Genomic DNA, 23,079 nt, shown 5'->3' with positions numbered 1-23,079 from the left:
AATGTGATTAGGCGCGCGGCTCGCCGCTATCCGCTATCGGTTATCCCGCCGACGGCCCGCGCCGCTGCCGATTATCGGCGATGGCGCGGCGCTTTGTCGATGCTGGCCGATGCCGGGATGTTCAACTCGCGCCGCCCGGGTAATACACTGCGAGCCAAACGCTCGGCTCCGCCTCGCTCGTCCATGCCACCCGATGACGGCAATGCGCTTCGATCAGCACGTGATCGCCGGGCTTCATCGGATGCAACTGCGGGTCGCCTTCGAATTCGAGCGCCGCGGCGCCGCTCAGCAGCAAGACCCATTCCGCGCGCGGACTGTCGTACCAGAAGCCGGGCGCACTCGCCTGGCCCGTCGAGACGATTCGCTCGATGGTGACGCCGGCCCGTTGCACTAGCGTACCGACCTGCTCGCCGGGACCTGCCGGTTTGCCGATATCGAACAGATTGCCGCTGCTGATTGCGCGCTTCATCGCTCGGCTCGTCACTTATGGTCGTTACTCAGGCTCGCCGTTCACTTCATCGGTTTCAGTCCATCGAGCAGGGTCGGTACCAGCTCACCGATGGTCGGATGGATATGCATGGCGTACTGCAGCGTCGGATACGGCGCGCCGGCCGTCATGATGTCGATGAATGTATGTATCGCTTCGTCGCCCTCGATACCGTGGATTGCCGCGCCGAGAATCTGCTTGCTGCTGGCGTCGACCAGCGCCTTCATGAAACCGTCGGTCTCGCCGCGTTCACGGGCGCGGCCCACGCGCGTCATCGGCATGGTGGAGATCAGCGCCTCGCGGCCGGACTTGCGCACGTCGTCTTCCGAGAGCCCGACGCGTGCCAGCGGCGGATCGACGAACACCGCATACGCCATGATCCGCGTATCGACGCTGCGCGCGCCGCCGTCGAGCAGATTGGCCGCGACGATCTGGAAGTCATCGTATGAAGTGTGGGTAAAGGCGCCACGGCCGTTGATGTCGCCGATTGCCCAGATACCCGGCACATTGGTGCGCAACTGGCCGTCGACGGGGATCATGCCGTGCCTGTCGGCAACGATACCGGCGGCCGCGAGGCCGAGAGAGTCGGTATTCGGCACGCGGCCGGTGGCGAACAGCAGGTGCGACGCTTCGAGCACGGGAATGTTCTGCTCGAAGCCGATGCACACTTCGCCCTCGCGTTGCGGATGCGGTTCTACCCGTGACGGCTGCACGCCGAAGCGGAACTCGACGCCCTCGCGCGTCAGCACTTTCTCGACGGACTGCGCGAAATCGGCATCTTCGCGGGTCAGCAAGCGTTCGCCGCGCACCAGCACCGTTACACGGCTGCCGAAGCGGCGAAAGATCTGCGCGAATTCGAGCGCGATATAGCTGCCGCCGACAATCGCCAGATGCGTCGGCAATTCGGTGAGTTCGAGCAGCGAGGAATTCGTGTAATAGCGAATCCGCTCGAGGCCTTCGAGCGGCGGCACGACTGCGCGCGTGCCGGTATTGAGGAAGATTTCGTCGGCGCTGAGTTCGGCGAGCGCCGAACCGCCCGTCCCGCCGATGGACAGCGTATGTGCGCCGGTAAAGTGTGCGTGGCCGTTGAACACGGTGACGTTATCCGTGCCGCGCAGCCATTTCTCGACGCCGTCGCGCGATTGGCCGATGATCCGGTCCTTGCGCGCCTTTACGGCGGCCAGATCGACGCCGATTGCCCCGCTCACCTGTACGCCCAGCGCCGCGGCGTGGCGCGCCACGTGCGCCGCGCGGGCGCTTGCCACATACGACTTGGTCGGCGTGCAGCCGACGTTCACGCAGGTGCCGCCAAACGCAGCGCGTTCGACGACAGCGGTTTTACGTCCGCTTTGACCGAGACGAACCGCGAGCGGCGAGCCGCCTTGTCCGGTGCCGATCACAACTGCGTCGAAGTGCTGTGGCATGGCAAATCTCCCGAGGCGTGGTGGCAGGTCGTAGCATCTTACCCTTACGTCTCGTGTTGCCCTTATCGGCGCCCTTATCGGTGCGCCGGTACCTCCGCCGTGTGCCGCTTTGCGATCTGGTTTTGCCCCATCGGGGGCGGTGCTGTCCGGTTGCTTCTGGTTGTCCTTGATTGCGCTCAGGCGTGGCAGTGCGCTGCGCAGATCAACTCGCGCGAGCGTTGCAGTGCGGCCTGCGCGCCGCGCGTCGCGACTACCCAGCCGACCTGACCGAGGTTGAAGTCCTGCGACACCATCACTTGCATGAGAGCGACCATCGGCAGGACCACCGATGGTCGATAAAGCTGGTTCTTGATCAAGGCTGGCATGGCCGCTCCTGTTGCGCAACGCCGCTTCGGCGCAGCGCTGAAAAATACGTTTCGATGGCGGGATTTTAGGCAGGCGGCGGCCGTGGATAAATACTGCGAACGCGAAGTCACTTGTTTGCCAGCGCGAACAATCGGTTTGATGCCCGGTGGGCGGGGGTTGTGGGCCTGCGGTGTTGGGATTTTATTGGTTTTTTTTGCCTGCGCGGCGCTTTTGGTCTGTACGCCTGCGGCGGTGGCCTTTGCTTGTTTTGTTATTGGTTTATTGGCGTTCCCCCCGTGCTGTTTGCCTGCTCGGCGCTTTTTGGCTGTGTGCCTACGGTGTTGGCCCCTCCTTGCTTTGTTATTGGTTTATTGGCGTTCCCCCCGTGCTGTTTGCCTGCTCGGCGCTTTTTGGCTGTGTGCCTATGGTGTTGGCCCCTCCTTGCTTTGTTATTGGTTTATTAGCGTTCCCCCTGTGCGGGGGGCACCTACTTTTCTTTGCCTGCCGCAAAGAAAAGTAGGCAAAAGAAAGCGGCTTTACACCGCCAGTTCTTAAGCGGGTCCCCTGGCTTGGAGGAGGTAGTGGAGCATCTGGAATCGGTGTCCTCGCACACTCCGCGCTGGTGACAAGGCAGTCATTCTTCCGGCGGCGCTGCGCGCGCCGCGGCGGTACTTCATCAAACCGCCGGGCGGTTTGGGCGTCTGCGCCTGGTTCGGCACTTTTTCGGTGCCTGCGGTGGCTCGCCCTCGTGTCCCCAATGGCTCGCTAAGGCAATAGCATCTCACTCGGAGTGGTGGCCACACTCGCACATCTGGTCACTTCGCCTCGGCGAGGCGCCGAAGTGATTTGCGACTTGCGCTTTATGGATTGCTGGAAAAGTAACGCCCAGCAGTTTATTCGGCGAGGCGCAGAAGATTGCTTCGGCTTGAAAAATGCCGCCGCGGTTGCCTCAACATGGAGTGGAAACGACCAGATGGTTTTAGGGGCGCGAGTGCGAGCCACCGCAGGCACCGAAAAAGTGCCGAACGAAACGTAGCCGCGAGTTACGCTAGCGCAGCAAAGGCAAGCCGCTACGCGTGAACAACTGCAGGCGCCGAAAGCGCCCGACGGACCCGACGGTTTGATGAAGCACCGCTACGGCGCGCGCAGTGCCGCCGGAAGCATGACGGCCTTGTCACCGGCGTGGAGTGTGCGAGAACACCGATTCCATATGCTCCACTACCTCCTCCAAGCCAGGGGACCCGCTTAAGAACTAGCGGTTTGAGCCGCTTTCTTTTGCCTACTTTTCTTTGCGGCAGGCAAAGAAAAGTAGGTGCCCCCGCACAGGGGGAACGCTAATAAACCAATATCAAAGCAAGGAAAGGCCAACACCGTAGGCACACAGACATAAAGCGCCGCGCAGGCAAAAAAAAGCAAAAACCCAACACCCCAATCAGGCGCTACGCGCAAAAAAACCCTGTGTTTCACCCAACACGCGAGCATAAGCGCTCGCACTAACCGGCCGGCTATACAAATACCCCTGCTGCTTATCGCAGCAAATCGCCCTCAGGAACGCCGCCTGCTCCGCGGTCTCCACACCTTCGGCGGTCACGTTCATGCCGAGCGAATGCGCCATCGCCACCACAGCCTGCGTGATCGCAATCGAATCGCGATGATCCGGCAAGCCGGCAACAAACGAGCGGTCGATCTTCAGGTTATGCAGCGGGAAACGCTTCAAATACGACAGCGATGAATAGCCCGTGCCGAAGTCGTCGACGGAAATACGCACGCCCATATCGCTCAGCGCAATCAGCATCGGCAGCACCGTGTCGCTGTCGCTCATCAGCAAGCGCTCTGTGATCTCCAGCTCCAGCGCGGCCGGTTCGAGCCCGGACTGGACGAGACAGCGCTCGATCCGCTCCACCAGCCCGTCGTTGAACTGGCGCGGCGACAGGTTCACCGCGACGATCAGGTCCGGCGCCAGCGTACGGCGCCACTGCGCGACCTGCTCGCAAGCCCGCCTCAGCACCCAGGCGCCGATCTCGACGATCAGGCCGGCGTCTTCAGCCACCGGAATGAACTCGACCGGCGAGACGTTGCCGAGTTCATTGTTGTACCAGCGCAGCAGCGCTTCAGCGCCGATGGTCCGGCCGTACTGGCTATCGACGATCGGCTGGTAGACGAGGCTCAATTCGTCGGCGGCGAGCGCGCGGCGCAACGATTGCTCGATCGTGAAGCGGCGTTGCAGATGCTGATTCAGTTCGGCAGTGAAGAACTGGAAGTTGTTGCGGCCGCGCTGCTTCGCGAAGTACATCGCCGAGTCGGCGTTGCGCAACAGCGTCTGCACGTCCAGGCCGTCTTCGGGAAAAAGGCTGATGCCGATCGAAGCGCCCAGGTAGTACTCGTAGTCCGCCACCGCGAACGGCACCGCGATCATGTCGAGGATGCGGCGCGCGAGCGCAATCAGATAAGCAGCGTCTTCGTAAGCGCTGACGACGATCACGAACTCGTCGCCGCCCACGCGCGCGAGCGTATCGTCCGGCGCGACGCAAAGCGACAACCGTTCCGCCACACTGCACAGCAGCGCATCGCCGGCCTCGTGACCGGCCGTGTCGTTGACCTTCTTGAAACCGTCCAGATCGACGAACAACACAGCTACGTGCGCCAGCTCTCCGATACCGCCCGCGCCGTCCGGGGCGAACAGATCGCGCATCCGCTCGGTCAGATAGGCGCGGTTGTAGAGACCCGTGAGCGAATCGCGGGTCGCGAGAAATTTGAGCTGCCGTTGTGCCTCGCGCACCGGTCCGATATCGGTAAAGGAGATCAGCACCGAGCTGGGTTCGCTGTCGCCCGGCTTGATGATCGGCACGACGTTCTCGGTGATCCAGATGATTTCGCCGCTGATCAGTTCCAGACCGATCGTGACGCCAAGCAACGGTTTGCCGGTCTCCAGCACCCGAGTGGTCGGGCGGTCCGCATCGGTGACCAGCGAGCCGTCCTCGTGATACGCACGCACCATCACAGTGAGAATATCGTGGCCGACGAGTTCGGCGCTCGCGCGCAGAATGCGTTGCGCACTCGGATTGCAGGCCAGCACGACGCCCGCACGCGATTGCACGACGATGCCTTCGTTCAGATGGTCGACAACCAGCCGGTGATGTTCCTCGCTGCGTGCAAGGCGTTGCGCCATGGCGTCCTGGTGGACGGCCAAACCGACACTGCGGCTGATGTCGCGCAGCATCGCTTCCTCTTCGACGCTGGGACGGCGCGGCGCACGGTAATAAACCGCGAACGCGCCGAGCACCACACCAGCATCGTTCTCGAACGGCACCGACCAGCATGCGCGCAAGCCGAGCGGCAACGCGAGCTGCCTGAAGTCGGCCCACAGCGGATCGGTTTCGATATCTTCGACAGCGACCATGCGCCGCTCGTACATCGCCGTACCGCACGAACCTGCTCGCGGACCGATCGCGACGCCGTCGATCGCGGCGCTGAAATGCGCCGGCAGCGACGGCGCGACGCCCATTCTCGTGTGCACGCCGTCCGCATCCAGCAGCAGGATCGTACAGGTCGCGCCCTCGCCGAGCAGCGCTTCCGCGCGGCGGCACACTTCATCGAGCAATTCCGGCAGCGGCGTGTTGCGGGTAAGCAGCCGCAACACCGTGCGCTCCGACGCCAGCACCTCCTCGGCCAGATTCGGCCGGTAGCGGGTGCCCTCAGGCGTTGCTCCCATCGTCTTATCTGATGTCGCTTCGCAAGTCATATGTACGCCCCCTAACCCGACATCGGCAAGTTAGTGTACGCGGCACACGGGGGTTTACGCCAAGCAAATGCACTTTAATCGCGCTGCATAACATGCATGCTGCACGGCGCCGGGTCGTGAGTTGGCAGCGAGTGGCTTCCAGTGGCATCAAGTGGCGTTCGGCGGCTCCAGGTGGACTTGGGTGGCCGCCGTCGGCTGGCTTCCGGTCAGCCAGCCGACGTTAGCCGGCTTGCAGTTAGTCAGCGCATCGACAGCGCGTCAGCACGGCTAGTCCGACGATCACGCCCACTGCCAGCGCCAGCCCCGCCAGATGGGTGACCAAGCCGTGCAGGCGTCGAGCGGCGCTGACGCTCGCGTAGGCGTAGGCTCAGGCTCAGACGCTCGCGCTCGCGCACTGCATTGGACGGCACGCCTTGTCGTCAAGTTGGTTTGGCCGGCCACGCCGCTACACGCGCTACACGCGCCACTCGGGCTCACGCCAGGCTCGCGATGCCCGGCCGTGCCAGGTGCAGCACCTCGTAGACCGTGCGACCGGCCGTTTCGGCCGGCTCCGCCGACGACAGCGTCAGCCGGATCAGACGCCAGTTGGTGATATCGAGCGCGGAGACCACCGCGACCGTATCGTCCTGTTCGGCGATACGGCGGTTCTGCGCGGCATGCGCGGCGCGCAACCCGGCACGGTCGTCGTGCTCGCCGATCGGCTGCTCTTCGCGATACAACGCGTGCGCCTGCTGCGCCGGCCCCTTGCGCGCATCGAGCGGCAGCCAGGTTTCGACCTCGGGACGGCCGAAGTCGTCGATCACTTTCTGAAAGCGCGAGCCCATGAAGAAGTCGGCGGTCCGCGCGGCGTCGAGCCACAGATACACCGCGGAATACACATTCGCGCTCGCGCCGTAACGGCCTCGCTCACGAACCACAAAAGCCTTGAAACCCAGGCCCTCGGTCGCGTCCCACAGCGGACCGCGCTGCGCCGCGCGCTGGCGGATGATCCCCATGTCGTAGCTGGAAGGCAGACGGTGTGAATACTGCTTGGCGAACATCACGGACTCCTTGTGGTTTGGGCTGGTGATGAGCTTGCGCCCACCCACTCATTACAGCAAGATATGACGCTTTATATCTGCGATAAAGGTTTGATATGGCTACCCTTCCCCGTCCTCTCGATCTGGATGCTATCCGGGCTTTCGTGCTGGTCGCGGATCTCGGCAGTTTCACGCGCGCCGCGGAAATCATGGACACCTCGCAGGCCGCGATGAGTCTCAAGCTAAAACGGCTCGAAGAACGTTTGGGTTACCGCTTGCTGGAGCGCACGCCGCGGGTGGTGAAGCTCTCGCCGCGCGGCGACACGTTCATCGGCGCCGCGCGTCAATTGCTGCTCGCCCATGAGCGGGCGCTGGCAGGCTCCGCCGAAGCGCCGGAGCGCCGGCTCAAGCTCGGCATCAGCGATCACGTTGCAGGGCCGAATTTGCCGGCGCTGCTGGGACGGCTGGCGGCTTACGATCCCCTGCTCGTGATCGAGGTGCGGATTGCCGCGTCGCGCGATGTGCTGGCGTGGTTCGAGCGCGGTGAAGTCGACGCGGCGATCGGCCGGCGCGAGGGTGATCGCCACGACGGTCAACTGCTGGCCGAAGAACGGCTCGGCTGGTTCGCAGCGCCAGGCTGGCAGCATCGCCAGGGTCAGCCGCTGCGTCTGGCGACCCTCGCCGCGCCGTGCGGAATTCGCGCGATGGCCACCGATGCGCTCGACGCAGCCGGGATTGCGTGGACCGAGGTATTTGTGGGCGGAGGCGTGATGGCGGTCGGCGCGGCGGTCAGCGCCGGCTTGGCGGTGGCAGCGCTGGCGCAGCGGGTGGCGCCGCCGGGCGCAGTCGACGTCGGTGAGCAACTCGGCTTGCCGCCGCTACCGACCTCGAGAGTGGTGCTGCATACACGGCTTCGCGACCCGCGTTCGCAGGAGACTTTGCGGGCGGTCAGTTCGGCGTTTTTGAACGCGGCGTATTGAAGGAGGTTGGGTCTTGCGCCCATGCGAAGCAAGATTTTGTAATCACCCACCTGAAGTCACGCTGTTTTCCGGCGTCTGTGTCCTGGCGACTGCACCGATCATTCATTGCATGAAAAACCCTTGCACCGCCGGGACCGCAATGAAAATCATCCGCCCAATTCTCACTGCCGCCTTGATGTTGACGAATCTGCCTGCGCACGCCACCAGCTTCGATTGCAACAAGGGGCGCTCGCTCACCGAAAAGATGATCTGCACCGATCCCGCGCTATCGAAACTCGACGACGCGCTGGGTCAGTTGTACTGGAAAGCGCGCCGGCGAGTCGTGAACCGGCGAGCCTTTCTTAACGATAGCGACAGCAAGTGGGCCTGGCGGGAAGCGAATTGCCGCGATGCGGCGTGTCTGGGGGCGTGGTATGCCACGCGGATTGACGAACTGCGACGGTTGATCGAAAGCATGCAAAGCGGGACGACGGGTATTCCGGCTGAACCGCTTGCGCCGCAGCAAGCCGAGACCGTGGTGCTTCAATGCACGGCTGCGAATCCAGGTATCGTGGTGAATGAGCAGTGTTCCACTGTGATCAAGCAGAATGCCCACTGGCGATATGAGCCGCATGGCGGCGATTGGTTTTGCGGACTCGCTATGGTGGGGCCGGCGGATGCGGCCCTGACACAATGAGATTGCGGTTTTTTGCCTTAGTCCGATCTTGAGCAGTAGCAGCACCGAGCACAGCAACCATAGCCGCCCCGCCACCAGCAGCAACAAACTCCCCTAGAACAGCTTGCAAAGCAGAATAAAACCCAACATCAAGCACCATCACAACAATCGCATCAAACGCCTCCTGCGAGGCGAGAAAAACCCCATCCCGCAGATCATCGGCCCGCTGCAGACTATGCGCGCTCTCCTGCAGCGCCTTGAACAGCCAGGCGGCTTCGGGATGAGAGGGAGCCACGAACAGAACCCGCATTCACCCCCTACCAGGCTGCGCATTGCCGATCGTCATCGTGAAGTCATGCACACGCATCACCGCGGACACGATGCTCAAACCCAAGCCGGACCCAGCCAGGTGCCGGGTGCTCTCACCGCGATAAAACCGCTGCAGCACCGCATCGCGTTCGTCCGCGGCGATGCCTGGGCCGTTGTCGATAATGTCTACCTGCGGCCCCGCCGATGTCTGGTGCAATTCCATCCGCACCGTCCCGCCTTCAGGCGTGAACTTGATCGCGTTGTCGACCAGATTGCTCAATGCTTCAAAAAGCAACGCGCGGTCGCCGTGAACCGCATCGACCGGTTGGGCGCGCACCGAAAGCTGAATCGCTCTACTTTCGGCCAGCGGCTTATAGAGTTCGCCCACTTCCCGCACCAGCGTTTCCAGTTGCATCTCACCAAAGCCGCCGCGCCGCTGCAACGTGCCGATCTCCGAGATACGCAACATCGCGCGAAACCGGTCGAGCAATGCGTCGGTCTCGATGCGCGCGCTCCACCAGTTGCGACAGCGCGGCATCGTCGAGTGCATCGGTGCGCTCCGCCGCGTGTGCCAGCAAGGTCCGCACGTGTGCAAGCGGCGTGCGCAGGTCGTGGGCGATGCCGTCGCAAGCGCCCTTCACTTCGTTCATCAGGCGCTCGACTTCGGCGAGCATATGGTTCACCAGATGCGCGAGCATATCCACTTCATCGCGTCCGCCGATCGGCAGACGCTGCGCGAGATCGCCCTGCGCAATCCGTTGCGTGCCGGCTTCACGCAGCAGCAATGCAACGACTATCCGTTCAACGCGCTCAAAGGCGAAGTCACGCATAAGCAATTGATGCACGAGCTGGGCGAACTGGAAGCAGTCGGCTACAACCCCGGCGACGACGACAGCGAATACCCCAACGATCTGCAACAGGCGGAACAGAAGCCGCAAGCCGAATATCGCGCGGATTACGTGCCCGCCAAGCCGATGACCCATGCGCAAACACCGGCCGGCGAAGCGCCCGCGCAAGCGGCCAATCAGCCGGCAGGTTGAACGTGACGTTCAGCGCCGCGGTCACACGGACCCGGCTTGCGCGCCGTCACCGGCCATTCGTCAAGCGGCCGGTGTCGCTCGCCGCGCGGTCCTCACGCCGCTCACGCCGCTCGCCGCGCCTGCGATTCAGCTCCGCAAGCCGCCGTCTGCCATGCGTGAGCGACGCGACCGCATGGAACGCGAGGGGTGCGAACACGAGCCCGAACAACGTTGCAGCCAGCACCCCGCCGAACACGCCGGTGCCGATCGAGCGGCGGCTTTCAGCGCCCGCGCCGCTCGACACCACCAGCGGCACGACGCCCAGCAAAAAAGCCGCCGAGGTCATCACAATCGGCCGGAAGCGCGCGGCGGCTGCCTCGGTCACCGCGCGCGTCAACGGCAAGCCGCGCTGATGCAGATCACGGGCGAACTGCACGATCAGAATCGCGTTCTTCGCCGCGAGACCAATCACGGTAATCATGCCGACCTTGAAATAGACGTCGTTCGGCATGCCGCGCAGCAGCACCGCGGCGACCGCGCCGATCACGCCGAGCGGCACCACCATCAATACCGAAAGTGGAATCGTCCAGCTTTCGTAGAGCGCGGCCAGCGCCATGAACACCGCCAGCAGCGATAAACCGATCAGCAATGGTGTGAGCCGCGCCGCCGCGGTTTCTTCGCGCGCCGCGTCGACCCAGTCATAGCCGATGCCCTCCGGCAGCGTCGCCGCGAGCCGTTCCATCTCGGCCATCGCCGCACCGGAACTATGACCCGGCGCCGCGCGGCCGCTGACGTCGAGCGACGGATAACCGTTGTAGCGGCTCAACATCACCGGACCGATGGTCCAGTGGCGCGTTGCGATCGCCGAGAGCGGCACCATCCCGCCCGTCGCGTTGGGCACCGCGAGCGCCATCAGATCGTCGTCGGTCATGCGTGCGGCGGCGTCGGCGGCGATCATCACGCGGCGCATGCGGCCGCCGGCCGGAAAATCGTCGATGTAGGTCGAGCCGAACGTGCTGCCCAGCACCTCGGCAATGCGCTCGAACGGCACGCCGAGCGCATACGCTTTGGCGCGGTCGATATCGAGCTCGACGCGCGGCGCGTCCGGCAAATCTTCGGAATGTATCGAGGTCAGCACCGGACTCGCCTTGGCCTGCGCGAACAGCTGCTCGCGCGCCGCCTTCAGCGCGTCCACGCCGATCCCGCCGCGGTCCTCGAGCCGGAACACGAAACCGTCTGAATGCCCAAGACCCGGCACCGAAGGCGGCAATTGCGCTTGCACATCGCCGTCGATAATCTTGTCGAACTGTTCGTTGAGCTTATCGCGCAACGCCAGCGCGCCAGTGTCGCGCTTGTCCCAGTCCTTCAGTTCGACGAAGGCCATGGCCACATTCTGACCGCTGCCGGTAAAGCTCCAGCCGATCACGCTGGTGATATTCGAAATCGCCGGCTCGGCATGCAGAATTTTTTCCATCCGCTCGACCACCGCCAGCGTGCGCGCCTGGGTCGCGCCCGCAGGCAACTGGACCGTCACCTGCAACTGGCCTTCGTCCTCGCTCGGCAGAAAGCCGCCGGGCATTTGCCAGTACAGCACGCCGCACACGCCGACCAGCACCGCGTAGATCGCCAGCATCGGCCCGACGCGGCGCAGCGTGCGTGCCGTGAGTCCACGATAAGCGCTCGCGGCGCGATCGAAGCCGGAGGTGAAACGGCTCGCCGCGCGCGCCGCAAAACCGGGCAGGCCGCGGCGCGCGTCGCGCTGATGCACCGTCTGCTTGTGTGCCTTCAGCAGATTCGCGCACAACGCGGGCGTCAACGACAGCGCCATGAACGACGACACCAGCATCGACGCGATCATCGCTACCGCGAACTGCCGATAAATACCGCCGACGCCGCCAGGAAAGAACGCCATCGGCACGAACACCGCCGTCAACACCGCGGTCACGCCGATGATCGCGCCGCCGATCTGCGACATGGCCTTTCGCGTGGCCTCGCGCGGCGGCAAACCCTCGTCTTCCATCACGCGATGCACGCTCTCGACCACCACGATCGCATCGTCGACGAGAATGCCGATCGCCAGCACGAGGCCGAACATCGTGAATACGTTGATCGACAGGCCGCACGCATACATCGCGAGGAACGCGCCCATCAGCGTGACCGGAATCACCACGGTCGGCACCAGCGTGTAGCGCAGATCGCGCAGGAACAGCCACATCACGAAGAACACCAGCACCACGGCTTCGAACAGCGTCACGAGCACTTCGTGAATCGCGATCTGCACGAAATGCGCGTTGTCGAAGGGAATGTCGATGGCGACGCCAGGCGGCAAACGTTTCGACAGTTCGGCGAGCCGCGCGCGGATCGCAGTGGACGTTTCAAGCGCGTTGCCGCGCGGGCCGAGCTGAATGCCGACGGTTGCCGCCGCCTTGCCGTTCAGGCGCGACCAGTATGAATAATTGTCGCGGCCGAGCTCGACGCGCGCGACGTCGCGCAAGCGCACCGCCGAGCCGTCGGGCCGCGCCTTCAGCACGATCTGGCCGAACTCGGCGGGCGAGATCAGTTGGCCCTTCACGCTCACCGAGGCGTTCAATTGCTGCCCCGCGACGAACGGCGCATCGCCCAGCGTGCCCGCAGTCACCGTGGCGTTTTGCGCGGCGATCGCGGCGTTCACTTCGGCGGCGCCCAAGCCGTACTCGCGCAGCTTCATCGGGTCGAGCCAGATGCGCAGTGCTTCGTCTGCGTCCCACAACTGGGCGGAGCCCACCCCGGGCGCGCGCTTCAGTTCGCGCATCACGTAGCGGCTCAGATAGTCGCTCAATTGCACGGAATCGCGCGTGCCGTCGGTGGACGTGAGCGCGACCAGCATCAGGAAGGTGTTGGCCGCCTTGAATACGCTGATGCCCTGCTGCACGACCTGCTGCGGCAGGCGCGACTCGATCTGCTTCAGGCGGTTCTGAACGTCGACCATCGCGAGATCGGGATTGGTGCCGGGTGCGAACGTCACGTCGATCTCGAGTTCGCCGAGGTTGTCGCTGGTGGTTTCGTAGTACAGCATGTTGTCGGCGCCATCGAGACTCTCCTCGATGATGCTGCCGACGTTCGCGTCCACTACTTCAGTCGACGCGCCCGGATAGGTGGCGCTGATGACCACACGCGGTGGCGCGAGGCGCGGATACTGCGCGACCGGCAGTTGCGGAATAGCGAGCGCGCCCGCCACGACGATGGCGAGCGCGACGATCCATGCGAAGACCGGGCGGTCGATGAAAAAAAAAGGCACGCAAAAATCCGTTCAGATGGCGAGGAAGCTCGGTGCGTCGGCGAGACGGGCCATGTGCAGCGCATCGGCCAGCACGCCGTCGCGCATGGCATAACCGCGCGACACGCCTTCTTCGACGAAGCCGAACTTGCGGTACAGCGCGATCGCCGGCGTGTTGTCCGTGAACACCTGCAGTTCGAGGCGGCGCAAGCCGAGCGACGCATCCGCGGTTTCGGTCAGTGCCCGCATGAGCGCCGTGCCGACACCGCGCCCATGATACGCGTCGTGCACCGCCAATCCTAACTCGGCGCCGTGCGCACGGCACGGCCGAAATACCGTAAGTCCGGCGTGCCCCACCATGCGGCCGTCCAGCCATGCGCACACGCTCACACTGCCTTTGAGGCGCCGCTCGTGCCACGCGGCGATTTTTTCGGCGTTGCGATAACCGACTGACAGCGTGCCGCGCCGCACGCCGGGCAGGCTCATGATCTCGGCGAACGACGCCATGTCGGACTGTTCAAGCGCCTTGATCGTGATGCGGTTCTCCACTGCCGGGTCGCTATGCAAGGTTCGATCGTTCATGGTCTTATTCCGCGGCAAGGTTCGGTGTCGACAGTGTCGACTGCACTGCAGTTGACGGCGTCGACATGAACGGCGCCGCCTCGCGCAGCCGCGCCATGAAGAAGCAATCTATCAGCACGCCGCCGCGCAACACCGCGCCACGCTGCCGCGCTTCGATCTCGAAGCCGAACTTGCGGTACAACGCGAGCGCCGCGTGGTTATCGGCGAACACGTGCAACTCGACACGGCGCAGGCCGAGCCAGTTGTCGGCCACATCGAGCAGTTCGATCATCAGCGCATTGCCGATGCCACGCCGATGCCATGCGTCGTGCACGCAGATGCCGAGCGAGCCGGCATGCGAGCGGCGCCCCTTCGAAGGCGTCAGTTCCGCTTCACCGACCAGCGTGTCGCCGATCGTCGCCGCGATCACGATCTCGCTGGGTTCGAGCTTTTCGATGTATTCGCGCGTGCTGGCAAGCGACTGAAACGGCGGGTGCGGATTGCCGTTCACCACGACCGGCAGTTGCTGCATCGCGTGGAATTGTTCGGCGTCGGCGAGAAGCAACGGGCGCAGCGTCAGACCCTCGGGCAAGCTCTCAGGTTTAGATGTTGTTTTTATGTGTTGATCCATAGGCTCATAACGTCAATTCAAAAGATCGCGCCAGAATGCCGGGTAATTGCACGCCGCCGGTTGCGCGCTCGCCCCATGTGGAATCGCTCAGCAGCAACTCGGGTTGAGCGCCGAGCTGTTCGAGCTCGCCGCCGAGCAACCGGTACAAGCTGTCGTCGAAACGCATCGCCTCGAGCGGCGCGACGATCTGCCCGTGCTCGACCCAGAAGGTCGCGAAGCGCGTCATGCCGGTCAGGCGGCAATTCATCCGGTCCGAGAAATTCACGTACCAGAGATTGCCGATGTAGAGGCCGGTATCGAGCTTCGCCAGCACGTCCTGTTCCGCCAGATCGCCGCCTTCCATCGAAAGCGCCGCCGGCGATTCGTTCGCCAGCGCGCCGTTGGGCGTCAAACCGTACTCGCGTGCGCTGCGTGCATTGGTCAAGCGCTCGGCGCTGCGGCCCGCCTGGATCAGCGGCACGCTTTGGCGCAGATAGCCGTCGTCGTTGAAACCCGGCGTGATGCCGAGATTCAGGTCTTCGCTCAAGCTCACGCGCGGATCGAGCGCGACTTCGCCGGTGTGCAGTTTGTACAACTCGCTGCGCGAGCTCGCTTGCGCCCGCGCGGAGAATCCGCTCCATGCGGTCACGCTGAGCAATTCCGCAAGCGCCGCGGGCGCCAGATACGAGCGATAACGCCCCGGCGCCAACGCGCGCGGCGTGCGCGCGAGCACGGCGAGACGAGCCGACGCCTGCTCGACTTTGCGCGCGAAGGCGGCATCGCTCCAGTCGTCGCCGGCGTAGGTCGTTTTGATCGCCCGGCCGCTCGGGTCATACAGCGACCAGCTGAAATTGAAGTTGTCGACTTCGTACCAGCCGCGGCTGCCGCTGGTGGACGCGAAGCCGCGCACGATCGTGCCGCCCGCGTAAAAGCCGACGAAATCCAGCCCCTGCGCGCATTCGGCGACAGTGCGCAACAAGCCCTGCGGGTCCGGCAGCTTGCCGGAACGCTGCGTGGCCCGCTGCCATTGCGACGTATCGAACAACAGATGTGGATCGTCCGCTGCATCGCGCAAGCCGTCGCGCAAGGTGGCGAGCGCCGCGCTCACTTCGTCCAGGTCCTGTTGCAGGTCGCCGCATACGGTCAGCGTCGAATAGGCCTGGCGTGCGCCGTCGATCAACCGCAAGGTCAGCTTGCCTTGCGACACGCTGCCGATCTGCCGCACCTTGCCTGCGTTGAAGCGAATGAAGTCGGACTGCTCGCCGGCAAACGAACTCAGCGTGGTTTCGCCAGCGTGCTGCAAGCGCTCGATCGCATCGGCCAACGACGTGAAATGCTGCTGCCAGTCGAGCGATGCACCGGCCCGCGAGGACATGAATTGGCTCATCAGGCGCCTCCGAACACGTCGACGTTGCTGAACACGCAAGCAGGCGACGCATGACCGACGCGAATGATCTGCGCCGGTTCGCCCTTGCCGCACATCGGGGTGCCGTACACCTCGCGCGTGCCCGCATTGCCCACCGCGCTCAGGCTGCGCCAGAAATTCGCCGAGATGCCGCGATAATTCGGCTGCTTCACCACCTGCGTGAGCTTACCGTGTTCGATCAGCTGGCCGAACTCGCAGCCGAACTGGAATTTGTTGCGATGGTCGTCGATCGACCACGAGGTGTTGGTGCGCATCAGAATGCCGTGTTCGATGTTGCCGATCATCTCGCCCAGCGAGCTATGACCGGGCTCGATGTTCAGATTCGCCATCCGGTCGATCGGCGGCCGGTTCCAGTTCGACGCACGCGAATTGGCGACGCCGGGCATGTGCGCACGCTGCTGCGAAAGCGCGCCGCCCAGCGGCCGTTCGAGCACGCCGTTGCGAATCAGATATTGTTTGCGCGCTTCGGTGCCGTCGTCGTCGAACGCGTAAGCGGCGGCTTCCTCGCGCAGCTCCGGGTCGAAGGTGACGTTCAGCAGTTCGGAACCGTAGCGGTATGAGCCGAACATCTCCTGCTTGACGAAGCTCCAGCCCGCGAAGTTGCGCTCGTCGCCGAGAATACGGTCGAGTTCGAGCGGATGGCCGATCGATTCGTGAATTTGCAGCATCATCTGATCGGGCATCAGCAGCAGATCGCGCTTGCCTGAAGGGCAATTCGGCGCAGCCAGCAACTGCAACACATCGTTGGCGACCCGCAGGCCCGCGCCTTCGAAGCCGAAGCGCGCCAATACTTCAATGCCGCCCTGTCCGAGCGTGCCGTAGTTGCCGCCGAGCGTGCGCACCTGGGTGTCGCCGTTCGCGTGCGCGGCCACACTCAATTGCGGCATCACAAAGCGGAATTGCTGGTCGATCCGTACGCCGTCGCCGGTAATGTAGAGCTGATCGGTATGCGTGATCTGCACGCCCGCCACACGTTCGACAATACGTGTATCGAGATTCGCGCTCGCGCATTCCGCGCCCAAACGGTCGAGCCATTCGGCCCGGCCCGGCAACGCGTGCTGCGCATTCGGCGATACGTAGTGGCCGCTGGCAGCCGGACGCACCACCTCGCGATGGTCGATCAAAGATAGCGTGGCGCTCGCTTCCGCGCGAGCCGTCGCTATATCGAGCGCCGCCTGCAAGCCGGCGGCGGACAGATTCGCCGTGGCCGCATAGCCCGCTCCCGCGCCTACCCATGCGATCAGCATCGCGCCACGATCGCGCACCGTGCGCAGCGGCTGCGCAATGTCATTGCGGATTTCGTGGTCGTCGATCTGTTCGTCGACAATGCGCAGCGACCAGAACGCCGCGCGGCTCGTCAGCGTGCGGGCAGCTTGCGCCCAACGTTCGTCAATCATTCGAGGTTCCTGTATGAATCTCTGTTTAGCCCGGCGGCGGCAGGACCAGCGACGACGCCAGCAGCGACTGGGTATAAGGATGCGACGGCGCATGCAACACATCGAGTGTGTCGCCGGCTTCTACGATGCGTCCCGACTTCATCACGATCACGCGATGCGCCATGGCTCGCATCACCGCCAGATCGTGCGTGATGAACAAAAAACTAAGCTTGTACTTTTTCTGCAGATTTGTCAGCAGATTCAGCACCTGCTTCTGGATCGACACGTCGAGTGCGCTGGTCGGTTCGTCGAGCACCAGCAACTCCGGTTCGACCGCCAGCGCGCGCGCAATCGCAATGCGCTGGCGCTGTCCGCCGGAAAACTCGTGCGGATAGCGCAGCATCGCATCGGCGGGCATGCCAACCTCTTCGAGCAGGCCGCCCACGCGCGCGCGCCGCGCCTTCGCATCCACTTCCGGCCGATGCATGGCGAGGCCCTCGCCGATGATCTGCTCCACTGTCATCCGCGGCGACAGCGAACCGAACGGGTCCTGGAACACGACCTGTATGCGCGCATACAGCGCACGGCGCGAGGTGGCGGTCTTCAGCGTCGACAACGGCAAGCCGTCGATGTGAATATGACCCGCGGCCGGCTGCTGCAAACCGAGCACGGTGGCCGCCAGCGTCGACTTGCCCGAACCCGATTCGCCGACGATCCCGAGCGTCTCGCCGCGCCGCAAGCTCAAATCGACCTCCTGTACCGCGCGAAACGTGGAGCGCCTGAACATCGAACGCCAGCCCTTCGCCGACGTGCGGTAGTCGACCGCGAGGCCTTGCACTTCGAGCAGCCGCCGCGCGCCGGCTTCGACCGGTTCGACCGCGCGTTGCGGCTCGCTGTCGAGCAGGCGCTTCGTATACGGATGCTGCGGATCGGCGAACAAGGCTTCGGTCGTATTGGTTTCGACCAGCACACCCTTCTCCATCACCGCGACGCGCTGCGCGAAGCGCTTGACCAGATTCAGGTCGTGCGTAATCAGCAGCACGGCCATGCCGCGTTCGGCCGCTTCCTGTTCCTGCAAGGCGATCAGCAGATCGACGATTTGCTGACGCACGGTGACGTCGAGCGCGGTAGTGGGTTCGTCGGCGAGCAGCAAACGGGGGCGGCATGCAAGCGCCATCGCGATCATCGCGCGCTGCCGCTGGCCGCCGGACAGTTGGTGCGGAAAGCTGTCGATGCGCCGTTCCGGCTCGGGAATGCCGGTGCGTCTGAGCAATTCGATGCCGCGCTCGCGCGCCGCGTTCGGCCGCAGGCCTTCGTGCAGGCGCAAACTCTCGGCGATCTGCTTGCCGATCGTGAAGAGCGGATTAAGAGCGGTCATCGGCTCCTGAAACACCATCGCGACATCCGCGCCGCGAATCCCGCGCATCTGCTGCTCGGTTTTTTGCAGCAGGTCTTCACCGTCGAGCAGGATGCGCCCGCTCAGCTCCGCATGCTCGACCAGCTGCAAGATCGACAACGCGGTGACGCTCTTACCCGAACCCGATTCGCCGACCAGCGCGACCCGTTCGCCGCGCGCGATCGAGAGGCTCAGTTCATGCACCGCGATCTTGTCGCCGAAACGCACGGAGAAGCGGTCGATTTCCAGCAAGGGTTGAGTCGACGTGACGTGGCTCATCGCGGACCTCCGCCGAAAGCCGAACCGCGCGAGCGCGTATCGAGCGCATTGCGCAGCGCATCGCCCATGAAGGTCAACAGCAGCAGCGTGATCACCAACGCGGCAAACGCCGAAATCGAAATCCACCAGGCGTCGAGGTTGTTCTTGCCCTGCTGAAGCAATTCGCCGAGGCTCGGGGTCGGCGGCGGCACGCCCAGGCCGAGAAAGTCGAGACTCGTCAGCGACAGAATCGCCGCGCTCATGCGAAACGGCAGGAACGTAATCACCGGCGTCAGGCTATTGGGCAGCACGTGGTGCCACATGATCTGCCAGTTTGAGAGGCCCATCGTGCGTGCAGCCTTGACGTAATCGAGCGAACGGTTACGCAGGAATTCGGCGCGCACGTAGTCGGACAGCACGAGCCAGCCGAACATCGATAGCAGAATAAACAGCAGCCACAAGGTCGGCTCGAAAATCGACGCGAAGATGATCAGCAGATACAGGTCCGGCATCGAACTCCAGATCTCAATGAGGCGTTGCCCGATCAGATCGGTGCGTCCGCCATAAAAACCCTGCACCGCGCCCGTCAACACGCCGACCAGCACGCCGGACACGGTCAGCGCGAGCGCCATCAGCACCGACAGCCGGAAACCGTACAGGAGCCGCGCGAGCACGTCGCGACCGTACTGATCGGTGCCGAGCCAGTTGGTCGTCGTCGGCGGCGCCGGATACGGATGCGCGGCGAAGTAATCGATCGTGTCGTAGTGAAAATGATTCGGCGGATATATCGCGAAGTTGCCGTTCGATTCGAGCCGCGAGCGGATATACGGGTCCAGGTAGTTCGCGCCAGCCGGAAAATCGCCGCCGAACAAGGTCTCCGAATAGTCCTTTACGATCGGGAAGTAATAGTGGCCTTCGTATCGGACCACCAACGGGCGATCGTTGGACAGCACCTCGCCGAGCAGGCTGATGACGAACAGCGATACGAAGATCACGAGGCTCCAGTAACCGAGACGCTGCTGTTTGAAGCGCAGCCATGTGCGCCGCCATGGCGACGGCGACGCCGCGTGCGCCACGCCGGCCACGTCAGCGGTCCAGGCGGTTGAATTGGATGCGGGGGTCGACAAGGACATAGCAGACGTCAGCGATGAGTTTGGTTACGAGGCCGATCAGCGTGAAGAGAAAGAGCGAACCGAGCACGACCGGATAATCCCGGCGAATCACCGAGTCGTACGAAAGTTGCCCCATGCCGTCGAGCGAGAACAGCGTTTCGATCAGCAGGTTGCCGTTCAGGAATGCGCCGACAAACGCGGCTGGCAGACCCGTCAACAACGGAATCGCGGCATTGCGCAGCACGTGCTTCCACAGCACGTCGCGCTCCGGCGCGCCCTTGGCGCGCGCGGTCAACACATATTGACGGCCGATCTCTTCGAGGAACGTGTTCTTGGTGAGAATCGTCACGATCGCGAAGTTGCCGACCACCGAGGCCGTCACCGGCAGCACGATGTGCCACAGATAATCGAGTAACTTGCCGAAGGTGCTCAGCTCGCCGAAGTTATCCGACGTGAGGCCGCGCATCGGAAACACCTGCCAGAAGGTGCCGCCGAACAGCATCAGCAGCAGCACACCGAGCACGAAGCCGGGAATCGCGTAGCCGGCCAGCACCAGCACGCTCGTTGCCGTATCGAAGCGCGAGCCGTTGCGCACCGCTTTCGCAATGCCCAACGGCACCGATATCAGATACGTGAGCAGCACCGTCCATATGCCGAGCGTGATCGACACCGGCAGCTTCGAACGGATCACCTCCCACACGCTTTCATGCTGGAAGTACGACTGGCCGAGATCGAACGTCGCATAGTGCTCGAGCATCAGCAGATAGCGTTCGAGCGGCGGCTTGTCGAAGCCGAACTGCTTCTTGATCTGTTCGATCTGCAGAGGATCGACGCCCTGGCTGCCGTGATAGCCGCCGGCGCCGGCCCCCGCCTCTCCGCCACGGCCAGTGCCGTGGCGGAGTTGCGTCATCACCTGTTCGACCGGCCCACCCGGCACGAACTGCGTGACGACAAAGGTCAGCGTGACCACGCCGAGCAGCGTCGGCACCATTAACAGCAGTCGTCTGAGAATGTAGGCAAGCATGCTGGTCCTCAGTGGGCCGTAGCCGTGGTTGAGAGAACGGACTGCGCCGCCTGGGTGGTTTGAGTCGCTTGAGTGCGCGGCGCTTTTGCGTACCAGTAATCGATGACCCAGTCTTCGTACAGGTAAGACGTGGGCACGATCTTCGGGAACGCCAGCGTCGTCTTGTAGCCGATGCGCGCGCCCGGCGCGTAGTACTCCGGCACCAGATAGAACGAGTAGATCAGGACGCGGTCGAGCGCACGGGTCGCCGCCTCCAGATCGTCGAGATTGGTGGCCGAGAGCGCGGCGCGAATCAGCGAGTCGACCGCTTTCGATCGAATCCCCGGATAGTTCTCGGAGCCGACTTCGGACGCGGCCGCACTGCCGAAGCGGCGTGTCAGTTCGGCGCCCGGAATCGTCACCGGCGGATAGATAAAGGTGGTCATGTCGTACTCGAAATTGTCCAGACGCTTCTCGTACAACGCACTGTCGATTTCACGCATATGGGCCTGGATGCCGAGCATGCCGAGCGCCTGCATATATGGCAGGATCAGACGATCCATACCGGGCTGATCGTCCATGATCTCGATCGTCATCGGCGTGCCGTTCGCGTCGCGCAATGCGCCGTCGCGATAGTGCCATCCAGCCTGCGCCAGCAGATCGCGTGCGACACGCAGATTGCCGCGCAGGGAATCCGGTGCAATCGTAGTGGGTTGCTTGAGCATCGGACCGAATACCTCGGGCGGCACACTGGCGCGCAACGGCTCGAGCAGCGCCAGCTCCTTGGGTCCGGGCATGCCGGTTGCGCCGAACGGACTCGCCTCGAAATAACTGCTGGTGCGCCGGTATTGGCCGTAGAACATCATCCGGTTCATCCAGTCGTAGTCGAATGCCAGCGTGAGCGCGTGGCGCACGCGCGGGTCCTGGAACATCGGCTTGCGCAGATTCATCAGCATGCCCTGCATCTGCGCGGGACCGTCGGCGAAATCACCCTTCTTCAGCAGTCCGTTGTCGAAATTCTTGCCTACATACTTGCGCGCCCACTGCGTCGCGCTGTATTCCACGATGACGTCCGCATCGCCCGCCTTGAAGGCTTCGAGTTGCGTGTAGTGGTCACGGTACAGCTTGAAGGTGATGTGCTGGAAGCGGAACATGCCGCGTCGCGACGGCAGATTCGACGCCCAGTAGTCAGGGTTGCGGCGATATGTGATCTGCTTGTCGTTTTTTCGTCCCTCGACCAGATAGGCGCCGCTGCTGATCGGCGGTGTGGAAGAGATCTGATCGAATGGCGGACGCTTGCCGTTGGGCTGCATCCCCCACTTCGGCGAGAAGATCGGCAGGTCGCCGGCAATCAGCGGCGCATCGCGTTCGGGATGCTTGAAATCGAAGCGGATCGTGTTCTTGTCGATTACCGTCGCGCTTTTGATGACCGAGAACTGCGCGTTGAAAAGCGGCGAAGCCTGCGGACTTATCAGCGTGTCGTACGAATATTTGACGTCGGCAGCGGTGATCGGGTCGCCGTTCGAAAAGCGGGCGGCGGGATTGATATGGAACGTGGCTGACGTCAGATCCGACGCCACCTCTACGTCGTTCGCGATTAACGGGTATTCGGAAGCCAGCTCGTCCCAGCTACGCTGCATCAGCGTGTCGAACATCAGATTCAGAATGTCGGGTGCGGGTGCGCCGCGCACCAGAAACGGATTCAGCGAATCGTAAGTCTGCAGTTCGTTATAGTTTTCGAAACTGAGCGAGCCGTTGGCCGGCGCGTCGGGATTCGCGTAGTCGAAGTGGTTGAAATCAGCCGAGTATTTAGGCTCGTCGTATTGCGCGATCGAGGGCTTCGCCTGCACCGAAGCCGCGTTCAAACTCAGGCACAGGCTCAGCGCTATCAGCCATGCGGCGCCGGCCGTCAGCGCCGGCTGGCGCGAAACCGACCACACGGTGCGCGGCAGGCGAAACTTCACAAGTCTCATCTTCGGAATGCGTGAGAACGCGCGCCGGCCTCAAGCCGGCGCGCGGTAAGTCGAATCGGCGCGAGCGACGGCTTGACGCCGTCGCTCGCGTAGCTTTTCCCGCTAGCGCTGCGCTGCGGCTTACTGGT

At 63.4% G+C, this 23,079-nt stretch carries 18 protein-coding genes and 1 pseudogene; 3 read left to right on the top strand and 16 right to left on the bottom strand.

Annotation, left to right across the window (positions count from 1 at the left end; all coding sequences use genetic code 11):
• Positions 1–121 precede the first annotated feature (121 nt).
• The 5 genes from AC3WOG_RS06655 to AC3WOG_RS06635 form a co-directional block, all read right to left on the bottom strand.
• The gene (locus AC3WOG_RS06655; protein ID WP_492577241.1) at positions 122–469 is read right to left on the bottom strand and encodes a cupin domain-containing protein; all 348 of its coding nucleotides are present in this window, start codon (positions 467–469) and stop codon (positions 122–124) included.
• A 41-nt stretch (positions 470–510) separates the two neighbouring features.
• Positions 511–1,911: an FAD-containing oxidoreductase gene (locus AC3WOG_RS06650; RefSeq protein WP_492577240.1), complete on the bottom strand. Its 1,401-nt coding sequence runs from the start codon at positions 1,909–1,911 to the stop codon at positions 511–513.
• A 176-nt stretch (positions 1,912–2,087) separates the two neighbouring features.
• Entirely contained in the window at positions 2,088–2,276 is a 189-nt protein-coding gene (locus AC3WOG_RS06645; protein WP_492577239.1) for a hypothetical protein, read from the bottom strand.
• A gap of 1,412 nt (positions 2,277–3,688) precedes the next feature.
• Positions 3,689–5,998, bottom strand: a complete 2,310-nt coding sequence (locus AC3WOG_RS06640; protein WP_492577238.1) for a putative bifunctional diguanylate cyclase/phosphodiesterase — start codon at positions 5,996–5,998, stop codon at positions 3,689–3,691.
• A gap of 473 nt (positions 5,999–6,471) precedes the next feature.
• Entirely contained in the window at positions 6,472–7,038 is a 567-nt protein-coding gene (locus AC3WOG_RS06635) for a DUF4865 family protein (RefSeq protein ID WP_492577237.1), read from the bottom strand.
• Positions 7,039–7,133: 95 nt separating this feature from the next.
• On the opposite strand from AC3WOG_RS06635, the gene AC3WOG_RS06630 reads away from it, so the two are divergent.
• Positions 7,134–7,997 (top strand): LysR substrate-binding domain-containing protein, encoded by an 864-nt coding sequence (locus AC3WOG_RS06630; protein ID WP_492577236.1) that lies wholly within the window; start codon positions 7,134–7,136, stop codon positions 7,995–7,997.
• 139 nt (positions 7,998–8,136) lie between these two features.
• Positions 8,137–8,673: a lysozyme inhibitor LprI family protein gene (locus AC3WOG_RS06625; RefSeq protein WP_492577235.1), complete on the top strand. Its 537-nt coding sequence runs from the start codon at positions 8,137–8,139 to the stop codon at positions 8,671–8,673.
• On the opposite strand, the gene AC3WOG_RS06620 is transcribed toward AC3WOG_RS06625, so the two are convergent.
• Together AC3WOG_RS06620 and AC3WOG_RS06615 are read right to left on the bottom strand one after the other, a co-directional pair.
• Entirely contained in the window at positions 8,636–8,962 is a 327-nt protein-coding gene (locus tag AC3WOG_RS06620; protein WP_492577234.1) for a hypothetical protein, read from the bottom strand. The two genes, AC3WOG_RS06625 and AC3WOG_RS06620, sit on opposite strands and share 38 nt — an antisense overlap.
• Positions 8,963–9,725, bottom strand: a pseudogene (locus AC3WOG_RS06615) (HAMP domain-containing sensor histidine kinase); the annotation flags it as partial.
• Here AC3WOG_RS06615 and AC3WOG_RS06610 point away from each other — a divergent pair.
• Positions 9,720–10,001, top strand: coding sequence for a DUF4148 domain-containing protein (locus tag AC3WOG_RS06610; RefSeq protein WP_492577233.1), 282 nt, complete (start codon positions 9,720–9,722; stop codon positions 9,999–10,001). The pseudogene AC3WOG_RS06615 and the gene AC3WOG_RS06610 overlap by 6 nt on opposite strands.
• 46 nt (positions 10,002–10,047) lie before the next feature.
• Here AC3WOG_RS06610 and AC3WOG_RS06605 read toward each other — a convergent pair whose 3' ends face one another.
• The 9 genes from AC3WOG_RS06605 to AC3WOG_RS06565 are packed head-to-tail and all read right to left on the bottom strand — an operon-like array spanning position 10,048 to position 22,951.
• Entirely contained in the window at positions 10,048–13,257 is a 3,210-nt protein-coding gene (locus AC3WOG_RS06605; RefSeq protein WP_492577232.1) for a multidrug efflux RND transporter permease subunit, read from the bottom strand.
• 12 nt (positions 13,258–13,269) lie between these two features.
• A complete protein-coding gene (locus tag AC3WOG_RS06600) occupies positions 13,270–13,818 on the bottom strand; it encodes a GNAT family N-acetyltransferase (protein WP_492577231.1) in 549 nt (182 codons plus the stop codon).
• Between the two features lie 4 nt (positions 13,819–13,822).
• On the bottom strand, positions 13,823–14,428 hold the full coding sequence (locus AC3WOG_RS06595) for a GNAT family N-acetyltransferase (protein WP_492577230.1): 606 nt from the start codon (positions 14,426–14,428) through the stop codon (positions 13,823–13,825).
• A 4-nt stretch (positions 14,429–14,432) separates the two neighbouring features.
• The gene (locus AC3WOG_RS06590; protein WP_492577229.1) at positions 14,433–15,794 is read right to left on the bottom strand and encodes a TldD/PmbA family protein; all 1,362 of its coding nucleotides are present in this window, start codon (positions 15,792–15,794) and stop codon (positions 14,433–14,435) included.
• Positions 15,794–17,230, bottom strand: a complete 1,437-nt coding sequence (locus AC3WOG_RS06585) for a TldD/PmbA family protein (RefSeq protein WP_492577228.1) — start codon at positions 17,228–17,230, stop codon at positions 15,794–15,796. Before AC3WOG_RS06585 ends, AC3WOG_RS06590 begins: the two co-directional genes overlap by 1 nt.
• Positions 17,231–17,255: 25 nt before the next feature.
• Positions 17,256–18,884, bottom strand: coding sequence for an ABC transporter ATP-binding protein (locus AC3WOG_RS06580; protein ID WP_492577227.1), 1,629 nt, complete (start codon positions 18,882–18,884; stop codon positions 17,256–17,258).
• Entirely contained in the window at positions 18,881–19,996 is a 1,116-nt protein-coding gene (locus tag AC3WOG_RS06575; RefSeq protein WP_492577226.1) for an ABC transporter permease, read from the bottom strand. The genes AC3WOG_RS06580 and AC3WOG_RS06575 overlap by 4 nt, the downstream gene beginning before the upstream one ends.
• The gene (locus tag AC3WOG_RS06570) at positions 19,950–20,999 is read right to left on the bottom strand and encodes a microcin C ABC transporter permease YejB (RefSeq protein WP_492577225.1); all 1,050 of its coding nucleotides are present in this window, start codon (positions 20,997–20,999) and stop codon (positions 19,950–19,952) included. The genes AC3WOG_RS06575 and AC3WOG_RS06570 overlap by 47 nt, the downstream gene beginning before the upstream one ends.
• Positions 21,000–21,007: 8 nt before the next feature.
• The gene (locus AC3WOG_RS06565) at positions 21,008–22,951 is read right to left on the bottom strand and encodes an extracellular solute-binding protein (RefSeq protein WP_492577224.1); all 1,944 of its coding nucleotides are present in this window, start codon (positions 22,949–22,951) and stop codon (positions 21,008–21,010) included.
• Positions 22,952–23,079: the final 128 nt, after the last annotated feature.

This window comes from Paraburkholderia sp. FW306-02-B, assembly GCF_058782725.1.
Note: the sequence above shows the minus strand (reverse complement) of the source record. Positions and strands in the feature narration are given on the sequence as shown.

Excerpts from the sequence above, each read along its gene's own strand:
- AC3WOG_RS06645 (WP_492577239.1), bottom strand. The coding sequence starts at position 2,276 with ATGCCAGCCTTGATCAAGAACCAGCTTTATCGACCATCGGTGGTCCTG.
- AC3WOG_RS06595 (WP_492577230.1), bottom strand. The coding sequence starts at position 14,428 with ATGGATCAACACATAAAAACAACATCTAAACCTGAGAGCTTGCCCGAG.
- AC3WOG_RS06635 (WP_492577237.1), bottom strand. The coding sequence starts at position 7,038 with ATGTTCGCCAAGCAGTATTCACACCGTCTGCCTTCCAGCTACGACATG.
- AC3WOG_RS06650 (WP_492577240.1), bottom strand. The coding sequence starts at position 1,911 with ATGCCACAGCACTTCGACGCAGTTGTGATCGGCACCGGACAAGGCGGC.
- AC3WOG_RS06640 (WP_492577238.1), bottom strand. The coding sequence starts at position 5,998 with ATGACTTGCGAAGCGACATCAGATAAGACGATGGGAGCAACGCCTGAG.
- AC3WOG_RS06600 (WP_492577231.1), bottom strand. The coding sequence starts at position 13,818 with ATGAACGATCGAACCTTGCATAGCGACCCGGCAGTGGAGAACCGCATC.
- AC3WOG_RS06580 (WP_492577227.1), bottom strand. The coding sequence starts at position 18,884 with ATGAGCCACGTCACGTCGACTCAACCCTTGCTGGAAATCGACCGCTTC.
- AC3WOG_RS06655 (WP_492577241.1), bottom strand. The coding sequence starts at position 469 with ATGAAGCGCGCAATCAGCAGCGGCAATCTGTTCGATATCGGCAAACCG.
- AC3WOG_RS06575 (WP_492577226.1), bottom strand. The coding sequence starts at position 19,996 with ATGTCCTTGTCGACCCCCGCATCCAATTCAACCGCCTGGACCGCTGAC.
- AC3WOG_RS06620 (WP_492577234.1), bottom strand. The coding sequence starts at position 8,962 with ATGCGGGTTCTGTTCGTGGCTCCCTCTCATCCCGAAGCCGCCTGGCTG.
- AC3WOG_RS06625 (WP_492577235.1), top strand. The coding sequence starts at position 8,137 with ATGAAAATCATCCGCCCAATTCTCACTGCCGCCTTGATGTTGACGAAT.
- AC3WOG_RS06585 (WP_492577228.1), bottom strand. The coding sequence starts at position 17,230 with ATGATTGACGAACGTTGGGCGCAAGCTGCCCGCACGCTGACGAGCCGC.
- AC3WOG_RS06565 (WP_492577224.1), bottom strand. The coding sequence starts at position 22,951 with ATGAGACTTGTGAAGTTTCGCCTGCCGCGCACCGTGTGGTCGGTTTCG.
- AC3WOG_RS06570 (WP_492577225.1), bottom strand. The coding sequence starts at position 20,999 with ATGCTTGCCTACATTCTCAGACGACTGCTGTTAATGGTGCCGACGCTG.
- AC3WOG_RS06590 (WP_492577229.1), bottom strand. The coding sequence starts at position 15,794 with ATGAGCCAATTCATGTCCTCGCGGGCCGGTGCATCGCTCGACTGGCAG.
- AC3WOG_RS06630 (WP_492577236.1), top strand. The coding sequence starts at position 7,134 with ATGGCTACCCTTCCCCGTCCTCTCGATCTGGATGCTATCCGGGCTTTC.